12 protein-coding genes are annotated in these 11,413 nt (G+C 65.6%); 8 read left to right on the plus strand and 4 right to left on the minus strand.

What is annotated here, in order from left to right:
• Positions 1 to 34 precede the first annotated feature (34 nt).
• Positions 35 to 2,137, minus strand: a complete 2,103-nt coding sequence (gene metG, locus UU9_RS15370; protein ID WP_007082694.1) for a methionine--tRNA ligase — start codon at positions 2,135 to 2,137, stop codon at positions 35 to 37.
• A 149-nt stretch (positions 2,138 to 2,286) separates the two neighbouring features.
• Between metG and UU9_RS15375 the strand changes: the two genes are divergently transcribed.
• Positions 2,287 to 3,444: an MFS transporter gene (locus UU9_RS15375; protein ID WP_007082695.1), complete on the plus strand. Its 1,158-nt coding sequence runs from the start codon at positions 2,287 to 2,289 to the stop codon at positions 3,442 to 3,444.
• Complete coding sequence (locus UU9_RS15380; protein ID WP_007082696.1) at positions 3,444 to 4,076, plus strand: HAD family hydrolase; 633 nt, start codon at positions 3,444 to 3,446, stop codon at positions 4,074 to 4,076. The genes UU9_RS15375 and UU9_RS15380 overlap by 1 nt, the downstream gene beginning before the upstream one ends.
• A gap of 60 nt (positions 4,077 to 4,136) precedes the next feature.
• Here UU9_RS15380 and UU9_RS15385 read toward each other — a convergent pair whose 3' ends face one another.
• Positions 4,137 to 4,583, minus strand: a complete 447-nt coding sequence (locus UU9_RS15385; RefSeq protein WP_007082697.1) for a DUF2147 domain-containing protein — start codon at positions 4,581 to 4,583, stop codon at positions 4,137 to 4,139.
• 185 nt (positions 4,584 to 4,768) lie between these two features.
• Here UU9_RS15385 and apbC point away from each other — a divergent pair, with 185 nt between their 5' ends.
• From apbC to UU9_RS15405, 4 genes are all read left to right on the plus strand, one after another.
• Positions 4,769 to 5,863: an iron-sulfur cluster carrier protein ApbC gene (apbC, locus tag UU9_RS15390; protein WP_007082698.1), complete on the plus strand. Its 1,095-nt coding sequence runs from the start codon at positions 4,769 to 4,771 to the stop codon at positions 5,861 to 5,863.
• Entirely contained in the window at positions 5,860 to 6,402 is a 543-nt protein-coding gene (locus tag UU9_RS15395) for an NADPH-dependent FMN reductase (protein WP_007082699.1), read from the plus strand. The genes apbC and UU9_RS15395 overlap by 4 nt, the downstream gene beginning before the upstream one ends.
• Positions 6,403 to 6,496: 94 nt before the next feature.
• Complete coding sequence (gene dcd, locus UU9_RS15400) at positions 6,497 to 7,063, plus strand: dCTP deaminase (RefSeq protein ID WP_007082700.1); 567 nt, start codon at positions 6,497 to 6,499, stop codon at positions 7,061 to 7,063.
• Between the two features lie 82 nt (positions 7,064 to 7,145).
• Positions 7,146 to 7,640, plus strand: coding sequence for a hypothetical protein (locus tag UU9_RS15405; RefSeq protein ID WP_007082701.1), 495 nt, complete (start codon positions 7,146 to 7,148; stop codon positions 7,638 to 7,640).
• A gap of 30 nt (positions 7,641 to 7,670) precedes the next feature.
• Here UU9_RS15405 and UU9_RS15410 read toward each other — a convergent pair whose 3' ends face one another.
• Together UU9_RS15410 and UU9_RS15415 are read right to left on the minus strand one after the other, a co-directional pair.
• Positions 7,671 to 8,093 carry an HIT domain-containing protein gene (locus UU9_RS15410; RefSeq protein WP_007082702.1) on the minus strand — a complete coding sequence of 141 codons (423 nt, stop codon included), beginning with the start codon at positions 8,091 to 8,093 and terminating at the stop codon, positions 7,671 to 7,673.
• On the minus strand, positions 8,090 to 8,761 hold the full coding sequence (locus UU9_RS15415; RefSeq protein ID WP_007082703.1) for a dienelactone hydrolase family protein: 672 nt from the start codon (positions 8,759 to 8,761) through the stop codon (positions 8,090 to 8,092). Before UU9_RS15415 ends, UU9_RS15410 begins: the two co-directional genes overlap by 4 nt.
• Positions 8,762 to 9,015: 254 nt before the next feature.
• On the opposite strand from UU9_RS15415, the gene rimO reads away from it, so the two are divergent.
• Together rimO and UU9_RS15425 are read left to right on the plus strand one after the other, a co-directional pair.
• On the plus strand, positions 9,016 to 10,353 hold the full coding sequence (rimO, locus tag UU9_RS15420; protein WP_007082704.1) for a 30S ribosomal protein S12 methylthiotransferase RimO: 1,338 nt from the start codon (positions 9,016 to 9,018) through the stop codon (positions 10,351 to 10,353).
• Between the two features lie 6 nt (positions 10,354 to 10,359).
• The gene (locus UU9_RS15425; RefSeq protein ID WP_007082705.1) at positions 10,360 to 11,169 is read left to right on the plus strand and encodes a DUF3025 domain-containing protein; all 810 of its coding nucleotides are present in this window, start codon (positions 10,360 to 10,362) and stop codon (positions 11,167 to 11,169) included.
• Positions 11,170 to 11,413: the final 244 nt, after the last annotated feature.

Consider the following 11,413-nt stretch of genomic DNA (forward strand, 5'->3'; position numbering starts at 1 on the left):
CATCGCGCACAGGGTGCGCGCCTGCACGATTGATTCAGCGGACGGTGGCGCCGGGCTGCGCGCCCTGGTCAGCGTCCAGCAGGAACAGGTCGCTGCCACCGTTGCCGGCCGACAGGATCATGCCTTCGGACAGGCCGAAGCGCATCTTGCGCGGGGCCAGGTTGGCGATGAATACGACGTTGCGACCGACCAGCTTTTCCGGCTCGGCGTAAGCCGCGCGGATACCGGAGAAGATCTGCCGCGTGCCCAGTTCGCCGGCATCCAGCTCGAAGCGCAGCAGCTTGTCCGAGCCTTCCACGAATTCGCAGGCCTGCACCTTGCCGATGCGCAGGTCGAGTTTGGCGAAGTCGTCGATGGATATCAGGCCGGGATTCGGGATTTGTGATTCGGGATTCGTTGCGGCGGGCTTCGGGCTGTCGTTCATGGGTTTCTTTTTGGATGGAGCGGGCGCTTCGACGGGAGTGGCGCCCAGCGATTCCTTGGAGGCTTCCACCATCGCCTCGATGCGCTTGGGATCGAGCCGGCCCAGCAGTGGTTCGAAGGCGTGGATGGTGTGGCCGAACAGCGTGCGGCGGGCGTCGTCGAAATCGGCGACCGGCGCGGCCAGGAAGGTTTCCGCCGCCGCCACGGTGGCGGGCAGGATCGGTTTCAGCAAGCCGGAAAGCAGGCGGAAGCCGTGCAGGGCCAGCGTGCAGACCTGTTGCAATTCCTCGCGCCGCGATGCGTCCTTGGCGATCACCCACGGCGCCTTGGCCGCGATGTAGCCGTTGACCAGATCCGCGATGGCGACGAAGCGGCGGGTGACCTCGGCGAACTCGCCGGTTTCGTACAGCGCGTCGATGCCGTCGTAGTGCGACAGCAGCTCCTGCCACAGCGCGGCTTCCTCGGTGTCGAAATGGTCGGCCAGCTTGCCGTCGAAGAACTTCTGCGTGAAGCCCGCCGTACGGCTGGCGATGTTCACCCACTTGCCGATCAGGTGCGAGTTGATCCGCTCCTCGAACGCCTTCAGGTCCAGGTCCACGTCCACCGGCGCGTCGTTGAGCATGGTGGCGAAGTAGTAGCGCAGGCATTCCGGGTGCAGGCCCGCGTCGAGATAGGTGCGCGCCTGGATGAAGGTGCCGCGCGACTTGGACATCTTGGCGCCGTTGACGGTGAGGTAGCCGTTGACGTGCAGCGCGGTGGGCGTGCGGAAGCCGGCGCCGTGCAGCATCGCCGGCCAGAACAGGCCGTGGAAATTGATGATGTCCTTGCCGATGAAGTGGTGCATTTCGGCGGTGCTGTCGGCGGCCAGGAAGTCGTCGAACTTCAGCCCGGTGCGGTCGCACAGCGCCTTGAAGCTGGCCAGGTAACCCACCGGCGCATCCAGCCACACGTAGAAGAACTTGCCCGGCGCATCGGGGATCGGAAAGCCGAAGTAGGGCGCGTCGCGCGAGATGTCCCAATCCTTCAGTCCGCCGTCCAGCCACTCGCGCAGCTTGGCGCTGACGCCGCTGTTGGCGACCGGCTTGCCGTCGGTGAACTTGCCCGCGAACCAGTCGCGCAGCAGCGTCTCGAACTTGCCCAGCTCGAAGAAGTAATGCTCCGAATCGCGCAGCACGGGCGTGGCGCCGGACATCACCGAATACGGGTTGATCAGGTCGGTGGGCGCGTAGGTGGCGCCGCAGTTTTCGCAGTTGTCGCCGTACTGGTCGGGCGTGCCGCATTTCGGGCAGGTGCCCTTGATGTAGCGGTCGGGCAGGAACATCTGCTTTTCGGGATCGAACAACTGCTGGATCGAGCGGCGCGCGATGCTGCCGCCATCGCGCAGGCGCGTGTAGATCAGCGTGGCCAGTTCGCGGTTCTCGTCCGAATGCGTGGTGTGATAGTGGTCGAACGCCACGCCGAACGCGGCGAAATCCGCCTCGTGGCTCTTGCGGATGCCGTCGATGAAAACCTCCGGCGTCACGCCGGCTTTTTCCGCGGCCAGCATGATCGGCGTGCCGTGCGCGTCGTCGGCGCAGACATAGGCCACCTGGTTGCCGCTCATTCGCTGCGCCCGCACCCAGATATCGGCCTGGATGTAGCCCAGCAGATGACCCATGTGCAGCGGGCCATTGGCGTAGGGCAGGGCGTTGGTGACGAGAAGGCGGCGACTCATGGTGTGCGGATTCCGATGATGACTGCGCATTATGGCATGGCGTTTCGGCCGTACCGAACGCGTATGGCGCGGTGAGCGACAGGCGCAGATTGCGCGTCGATGCGCGGCTGTCTACATTGGGCGGCTTCGCTGTTGATGGAAATCGCGCCATGCAGATACGGGTGCCCACGGTCACCGACGGGCCACCCCTCGCCGCGGCGACCCGCGCCACGCGGCTCACGTTTCTGGTGTCGGGCATCGGCATGGCGGCCTGGGCGCCGATGGTGCCGTATGCCAAGGCGCGCCTGGCGCTGGATGACGCGACGCTGGGCCTGGTGCTGCTGGCGTTTGGCGGCGGCTCGATGGTGGCGATGCCGTTGGTCGGCGTGCTTACCGAGCGCTTCGGCAGTCGACGGGTGATCGGCATCGGCGGCTTGCTGTTGTGCACGGCGTTGCCGCTGCTGGCGCTGGCGCCGGGCATCGTGTCGCTGGCGTTGGCGCTGTTGTATTTCGGCATGGCGCTGGGTGCCGTGGATGTGGCGATGAATGCGCATGCGGTGGAGGTGGAGCGGCGCGCGCAGCGGCCGTTGATGTCCGGCTTCCACGGCTTGTTCAGCGTGGGCGGCTTGAGTGGCGCTGCGGGCATGAGCGCGCTGCTGGCGCTGGGTTTGCCGCTGATGGTTGCCGCCCTGGTGATCGCGGGCCTGCTGGCGTCGATCATCATCACGCAATGGCGCCATCTGATCGGCCGGATCGCTGCCGCGGCCGGGCACAGTGCGGTATTCCGCTGGCCGCGTGGCCTGGTGCTGTTGCTGGGCCTGGTCTGCTTTGTCAGCTTCATGGCCGAGGGCGCGATGCTGGACTGGAGTGCGGTGTTCCTGCGTGATTTCCGCGGTGTGTCGGCGGCGTCCGCCGGGCTGGGTTATGCGGGCTTTTCGGTGGCGATGGCGTTGGGCCGGTTGACCGGCGATCGCACGATCGCGCGTTTCGGCCCGGTGGCCAGCGTGCGTGTCGGCGCGGCCACGGCGGCGGCGGGTTTGCTGATCGCGGCGGCGGTGCCGTGGCCGGCTGCCGCCATGCTCGGTTTTTTGCTGGTGGGGCTGGGTGCGGCCAACATCGTGCCGGTGATGTTTGGTGCGGCGGGGCGGTTGCCCGGCGTGTCGCCCGCGGTCTCCATCGCCACGGTGACCACGCTGGGTTATGCGGGCTTGCTCAGCGGACCTGCGCTGATCGGCTTTCTGGCCCACGCCAGCAGCCTGCCGATCGCGCTGGCGGCGGTGGGCGGTCTTTTGATCATGGTTTCAATAGCGGCGCGGGTGGTGCGGTGATGAATGGGAAAAGCGGTTTCGACACGGTGGTATTCGACCTGGGCGGGGTGCTGATCGATTGGGATCCGCGCTATCTGTATCGCCATCTGTTCGATGACGAGGCGGCGATGGAGCATTTCCTGGCCGAGATCTGCACGCCGCTGTGGAACCACCAGCAAGATGCCGGCCGCTCCTGGCACGAGGCCGTGGCCATGTTGAGCGCGCAGCACCCGCAGCACGCGGAGCTGATCGGCGCGTTCCACACCCGCTGGCCGGAAATGCTGGGCGGCCCCATCGCGCCGAGCGTGGCCGTGCTGGATGAACTGCGCGGTCGCGGCCTGCGGTTGTACGCGCTGACCAACTGGTCGCGGGAAACATTTCCGGTGGCGCGCGAGCGCTACGACTTCCTGCGCTGGTTCGACGGCATCGTGGTGTCGGGCGAGGAAGGATTGGCCAAACCCGACCCGGTGATCTTCCAGCGCACGATCGAGCGCTTCTCGCTCGTTCCGCGGCAAACGATCTACATCGACGATGCGTCGCGCAATGTGGCGGCCGCGTTCCAGGCCGGCATGCACGGCTTGCAGTTTCGGGACGCGGAAACCCTGCGTGCGCAGCTTTGCCGCCTCGGCGTGTTGGCGCCACCGGCGGCCTGAGGCGCGTCGCAAAAAAAAGCCCCGGACCAGCCGGGGCTTTTCATTCGTGGGGGCGGGATATCAGTCCTGCCGTTCCCAGGTCTGGGTGCGGCCCAGCAGCGAGAAACCGATGTAGCCGTGCACGTCGAGTTTCTGGCCGTCGTCGCTGACGGTCAGCTTCACCTTGTAGGTCTTGCCGTTTTTCGGATCGAGGATCTTGCCGCCGTCCCACACGTCGCCATCCTTGCTGACGCCCCACATGATGTTCATGCCTTCGATCGGCTGGTTCTTGCGCTCGCCGCTGCACTTGTCGCACACCGGATTCGGGCCGTCGTCCGATTGCAGGATCTTGATCACCTTGGCCTGCAGTTCGCCGTCGGTTTCGGTGATCTGCACCAGCGACTTGGGCTTCTGGGTGTTGTCGTCGATGGTCTTCCAGGTGCCGACGGGCGAGGTGTTGGCGGCGAAGACGCTGCCGGCGGCCAGCAGCAGGCCGGTGGCGAGGGTGAGACGAAAAGCGTGTTTCATGGCGTTTTTCTCCCGTACGAAAGCGTATGGAAGCCAGACTGGCGTTGATCCGGGAGGGCGTCAAGCTGCATTGCGCAAAGCGCCGGCGGGCATCCGCAGCCGGCATGACACCAGTGATCTGCATCAACGGGCGCTCCCGGGCGCGCTGGCATAATGGGCTGTCCCCATCATCACTTCGAGTTCCCATGACACAAGCTACCGACGCGCTGGTGCGCCAACTTCTCGGCGACCTGATCGATCCCCACACCGGCGCGCCGCTGGCCGAAAACGTGCGGGCGGTGGGCGTCGACGGCGCGCGGGTCTCGGTGGATATCCAGCTGGGCTATCCGGCCGTCACGGCGATCGACGGCCTGGCGGCGCGCGTGCGGCAGGCGCTGGAGGCGGATCCGGCGATCGAGGCCGCGGCGGTGTCGATCACCAGCCGCATCCACGTGCACAAGGTGCAGGGCACGCTGGGGCCGCTGCCGAACGTGAAAAACATCATCGTGGTCGCCTCGGGCAAGGGCGGCGTGGGCAAATCCACCGTGTCCGCCAACCTGGCGCTTGCGCTGCAGGCCGAGGGCGCGAAGGTCGGCGTGATGGACGCCGACATCTACGGGCCCAGCCAGCCGACCATGCTGGGCGTGCACGGCAAGCCGGCGTCGCCCGATGGCAAGAGCATCATCCCGATGCAGGCGCATGGCATGCCGGTGATGTCGATCGGCTTCCTGGTGGAGGAGGACACGCCGATGATCTGGCGCGGCCCGATGGTGACCCAGGCCATGATGCAACTGATCACCGACACCCGCTGGGAGCAGCTCGACTACCTCATCATCGACCTGCCGCCGGGCACCGGCGACATCCAGTTGACGCTGTCGCAGAAAGTGCCGGTGGCCGGCGCGATCATCGTCACCACGCCACAGGACATCGCGCTGCTGGACGCCCGCAAGGCGCTGAAGATGTTCGAGAAGGTGGAGGTGCCCGTGCTGGGTGTGGTGGAGAACATGGCCACCCACGTGTGCTCCAACTGCGGCCACGAGGAAAACATCTTCGGCGAAGGCGGCGGCGAGCGCATGGCCACGCAATACGGCGCGGCCTACTTGGGCTCGCTGCCGCTGGACATCCGCATCCGCGAGCAGGCTGATGGCGGCAACCCCACGGTGGTGGCGATGCCCGAGTCCGACCTTGCCGCGCGCTACCGCGAGATCGCCCGCAACGCCGCCGGGCGGCTGTCGCGCCAGCCGCGCAACAAGTCGCTGGGCCTGGGCAAGATCGTGGTGCAGGGCGCGCCTGCGGCATGAAGGTGGTGGCGCAGGTGTTGTGCCTGTCCGGCAGCCTGCGCCGCGTGTCGTCGAATTCGGCGGCGCTTGAAGCGGCGTACCGGCTGGCGCCATCGACGCTGGAGCTGCTGCTCTACAAGGGGCTCGGCGAGCTGCCGCTGTTCAATCCCGATGCGGAGACCGATCCGTTGCCGCCCGCGGTCGCCGAATTGCGCGAGGCGGTGGACTCGGCCGACGCCTTGCTGATCGCCTGTCCCGAGTACGCCCATGGCGTGCCCGGCGCATTCAAGAACCTGCTGGACTGGCTGGTCGGCAGCCCGGACTTTCCCGGCAAGCCGGTGTTGTTGCTGAACACCGCGGCGCGCGGTTCATATCACGCGCAGGAGGCGCTGGCCGAAATCCTGTCCACCATGTCCGCGCAACTGCTGGCGGCCCAGCCGGTGACGGTGTCCTTGCCTGGCGCCGGCTGCTCGGTGACGCAGGTGCTGGAAAGCGCCGACCGTTGCGCCGAATTGCAGGTGGCGCTGCGGGTGCTGGTGGAAGCATTGGCGGCGGATTGACGGGCCTCGGCTGGCGCCGCGATGCCCTGACCGTGTATTTTTGCCGACTTGCGCCCGGCCGTTCCGGGCCGCCAAGCCAACCAGCGGAGACAGCGTGAGCATCAAACCCGACAAGTGGATCCGCCGCATGGCCGAGCAGCACGGCATGATCGAGCCGTTCGAACCCGGTCAGGTGAAGGTCCGTGACGAGCAGCGGCTGATCTCCTACGGCACCTCCAGCTACGGCTATGACGTGCGCTGCGCCCGCGAGTTCAAGGTGTTCACCAACATCAACTCCACCATCGTCGACCCGAAGTCGTTCGATCCGAGCAGCTTCGTGGACGTGGAGGCGGATGTCTGCATCATCCCGCCCAATTCCTTCGCGCTGGCGCGCACCATCGAGTACTTCCGGATACCGCGCAAGGTGCTCACCATCTGCCTGGGCAAGAGTACCTACGCGCGCTGCGGCATCATCGTCAACGTGACGCCACTGGAGCCGGAGTGGGAAGGCCATGTGACGCTGGAGTTTTCCAACACCACGCCGTTGCCCGCGAAAATCTACGCCAACGAAGGCGTGGCGCAGATGCTGTTCCTCGAATCCGACGAGGAATGCGAGACCAGCTACAAGGACCGTGGCGGCAAGTATCAGGGCCAGCAGGGTGTGACCCTGCCGCGTACGTGAATGAAACACGCCCGGTGGTCCGCAGGACCGCCGGCGGCCGCTACACTTCGCCGGTGCAACGATGATTTTTCAGGAGAGTCCGATGATCCGTTTTTCCATCCTGCTGACCCGAATTGCCGCCATGGCCTTGCTGGGCAGTGTGGTATTGCTCGCCGGTTGCAGCCTGGGCGGCACCAAGGAGGGCGTCAGCACCGACTCCATGCGCACGCAGTTCGACGCCACCATCAAGGCGTACAAGGACGGCCAGTTCCTGGTCGATGGCGCGGTGCTTTCGGCGCTGGATACCGGCAGCCACTTCGCCTACCTGAAGGACCAGGGCAAGCTGCCCAAGACCGTGTTGCTCGAGCGCAGCGATGACTCCAAGATCCGCAAGCAGCACCTGCAGTACATGGCGCGGATGCAGGATGACTACAAGTTCACGGTGTATTTCGATGACGACGGCACGCTGAAACGGATCAACCCGATCGAGACCGAAGCCCGCCCGTTGCAGGAGACCCACGCGCCAGTGCAGATGAACGAGCACCAGCGCGGCAAGGATGCGACCGGCAAGGATTTCGATCCCAATCCCCAACCCTGAGCCGCTCCCCGCCGCAACGAAAGCCCGCGCTCAGTCGCGGGCTTTTTCGTGCCCCCAGTGCTGACGCAGCGCTGTCAGTCGCGCCGTCGCCTCGTCCTGCGGGTAGGGCACGGACGCGCCATGGCCCCACACCGGCCCGGGCCAGGCGTCATCGCCTTCGCAACGGGCCACCACGTGCACGTGCAGTTGCCGCACGATATTGCCCAGCGCGCCGATATTGAGCTTGTCGCACGGCGCCACCGAACGCAGCGTGGCGGCGGCCTGATCCACCTCGCGCCACAGCCGTGCGCGCTCGTCATCGGCCAGGTCGGTGACTTCGGCCAGCCCCGGTTGGCGCGGCACCAGGACCAGCCAGGCGTAGCGCGCGTCGTTCATCAGGCGCACCTCGCACAACGGCAGGGTGGTGAGGGCCAGGGTATCGGCGGCGAGCCGCGGGTCGAGTGTGAAGCTCATGCGGCGGCCAATTGTGTTGCGAAGAAATCCAGCGTGCGCTGCATTGCCAGCTTCGCGCTGGCTTCGTGGTAGCTGGAATTGCCATCGCGGTTGAACGCGTGATCGGCGCCCGGATAGGTGAAAGTTTCCATTTGCGGCAGGGCATCGCGATGCTTGGCCACCATCTCGGGCGGGATGTTCGGGTCCTTCTCGCCGAAGTGGAACATCACCGGTGCCTTCGGCGTTTCATGCAGAAACGGCAGGTTGCGTGCGCCGTAGTAGCTCACCGACGGCAGGCCCAAACGCAGCGCCGCCAGCAACGCCACCGTGCCGCCCCAGCAATAGCCCACGGCGCCGATCTTTCCCGCCGAGGCGATGGATTCGGCCGCACTGGCCACATCTTCCAGCGCACGCTCCAGCCCCAGCTCGGTGATCAGCGCCTTGCCCCGGGCGGCACCGCCGCGGTCATAGGCGAGTTCTACGCCGGACTCCAGTCGATCGAAGAACGCAGGGGCGATCGCCACGTAGCCGTGCGCGGCGAAGCGGTCGACCATGTCGCGGATATGCGCGGTTACCCCGAAAATCTCCTGGATCACCACCACGCCGCCCTTCGGCTGGCCCTGTGGTCGCGCCAGATAGCCACCGATGCACTGCGTGCCGGAGGTGGGAATGTTGATGGGCTGACCCATGGCTGGCTCCTGCGGGGAAAAAGTGATTTTAGAGCGCGGAGCGGGAAGGGGGCGAGAATGGCCGGAACGGGGAACATCAAGCTGGTCGTCAGAGTGGGTTCGTCGTGCTTGTCGGCTCGGGCGGCTTCCGGCCTCCCTCAACCGTTCGGGCTGAGCGTAGCCGCGCAGGGTGATCGGTGTGGGAGGGGACGACGCTGCGCGCCATTCCCGTATAATTTCCGGTTACCCCGCACGCGCCACGGTATTCCAAGCCCATGTCCCAGCCCGCCCACAAGATCGGTTTCGTCAGCCTCGGCTGCCCCAAGGCGCTGGTCGATTCCGAGCGCATCCTGACCCAGCTGAAGGTCGAGGGTTACGAGATCGTGCCCAGCTACAACGCGGCCGACGCGGTGGTGGTGAACACCTGCGGCTTCATCGATGCGGCGGTGCAGGAGTCGCTGGATTCCATCGGCACCGCGCTCAACGAGAACGGCAAGGTCATCGTCACCGGCTGCCTGGGCAAGCGCGAGAGCCTGATCCGCGAGGCGTATCCCGAGGTGTTATCGGTGAGCGGTCCGCAGGATTACGCCAGCGTGATGAGCGCGGTGCATGCTGCCTTGCCGCCGCAGCGCAACCGCTTCCTGGATATCGTGCCGGACACGGGCGTGAAGCTGACGCCCAAGCACTACGCGTACCTGAAGATTTCCGAAGGCTGCAATCACCGCTGCAGCTTCTGCATCATCCCGTCGATGCGCGGCAACCTGGTCTCGCGCCCGGTCGACGAGGTGCTGATCGAGGCCGAAAAGCTGGTCAAGGGCGGCGTGAAGGAGCTGCTGGTGATCTCGCAGGACACCAGCGCCTACGGCGTCGACGTGAAGTACGCCGAGCGCGAGTGGCGCGGCAAGGCGTACCGCACGCGCATGACCGAGCTGTGCGAGGGCCTGTCCGAACTGGGCGTGTGGACGCGCTTGCACTACGTCTACCCGTACCCGCACGTGGACGAGCTGATGCCGCTGATGGCGGCCGGCAAGATCCTGCCGTACCTGGACATCCCGTTCCAGCACGCCAGCCCGCGCATCCTGAAACTGATGAAGCGCCCCGGCAACATCGACAAGACGCTGGAGCGCATCCAGAACTGGCGCAAGGTGGTGCCGGATCTCACCATCCGCAGCACCTTCATCGTGGGTTTTCCCGGCGAAACCGACGCGGAGTTCCAGGAACTGCTCGACTTCCTGCGCGAGGCCGGACTCGATCGCGTGGGCGCCTTCACCTATTCCCCCGTCGATGGCGCCAAAGCCAACGAACTGCCCGATCCGGTTTCCGAGGAATTGAAGGAAGACCGGCTGGAACAGTTCATGGCCGTGCAGGCGGAAATCTCCGCCGCGAAACTGCAGCGCAAGATCGGCCGCACGATGAAAGTGCTGGTGGACGAGGCCGGCCCCGACGGCGCGGTGGCGCGTTCCGCTGCCGATGCGCCGGAGATCGATGGCACGGTGCTGATCGCCGATGGCCAAAAACTGCGCCCCGGTCAGTTCGTCGACGTCGTGGTCGAGTCGGCGAGCGATCACGATCTGCACGCACGGCTGGCCAACCCGGCCCTCCAGCTGATCTGACGCGGCATGCGTTACGTCGCGCCCGCGCGTGGCACGGTCGATCCACTGGTATTCGACCGGTCACCGCTGTCGGCGTGGCACGAACACGCCGCCCTGCTCGAAGCGGCGGCATGGCCGTCCATCGATATGCTCAATGGCTTGCGGCCAGCCGACCTCAGTCAGCGTTTTGTGGCGCAGACACCGATCCTGCTGGCTGACGGCCTGCACTACGAACAGCGCATCGCCGAACACGGCGACATCGCCACCCGCGAAGGCAACTGGCACGACCTGCTCAATGCACTCATATGGCTGCGCTATCCCGCCCTGAAGCAAGCACTGAACCAGCGCCAGATCAGCGAGATCGCGCGCATGGGCCCGAAACAACGCTCCCGCGAGCAATACGCACTCACCCACTTCGACGAAGGCGGTGTCATCGTGCTCGTGCGCGATCCCGCGCTGCTGGCGCTATGGGATGAGCACGACTGGTACGGCTTGTTCTGGCGTCACCGGCAAGCCTGGCTCGACGGCAGCATCCAGGCCGAATTGTTCGGCCACGCTCTGCTGGAGCAGGCGCTGACACCCGAACAATTGCTGGTCGGCAAGGCGCTGGTATTCCAGGCCGACGATTCGCAGGATATGGCGACCGTACGCACTCGCTGCGCCGAGTTGATCGCCTCCGGCAAAGTCCTCCACGATCCCCTCGAACTACGCCCGCTACCCCTGTCTGGCGTGCCCGGCTGGCGTGACGCGAATGCCGAGGAGGGATTTCATCGCAGCACGGTGTGTTATCAGCCGCGCAGGGCAGGGCGCCAGTATCCGGCGCCGATTGTTTGCTGAGCTGGGTTACGACAACTGCGCGCGGCTTGCCATAGCCCTCACCCCATGAAAGCATGCTGCTGGTCTGCTTTCCGCTGGATTCGAGGTGGCGAGATTAGATGGCGGGGTTGGGCGGGACAAAGGGGAGTAATTCGTTGATCTGCTTAGCCTGGCTGCCGCGTAAGCGTACAGTTCGGCCGGGATAGGCTGCAGGATTACACTGCATTTTTAAATCTACCTAGCGTTAGGGATGCTCTGATCTATT

Source organism: Rhodanobacter fulvus Jip2 (assembly GCF_000264315.1).
GTDB lineage: Bacteria > Pseudomonadota > Gammaproteobacteria > Xanthomonadales > Rhodanobacteraceae > Rhodanobacter > Rhodanobacter fulvus.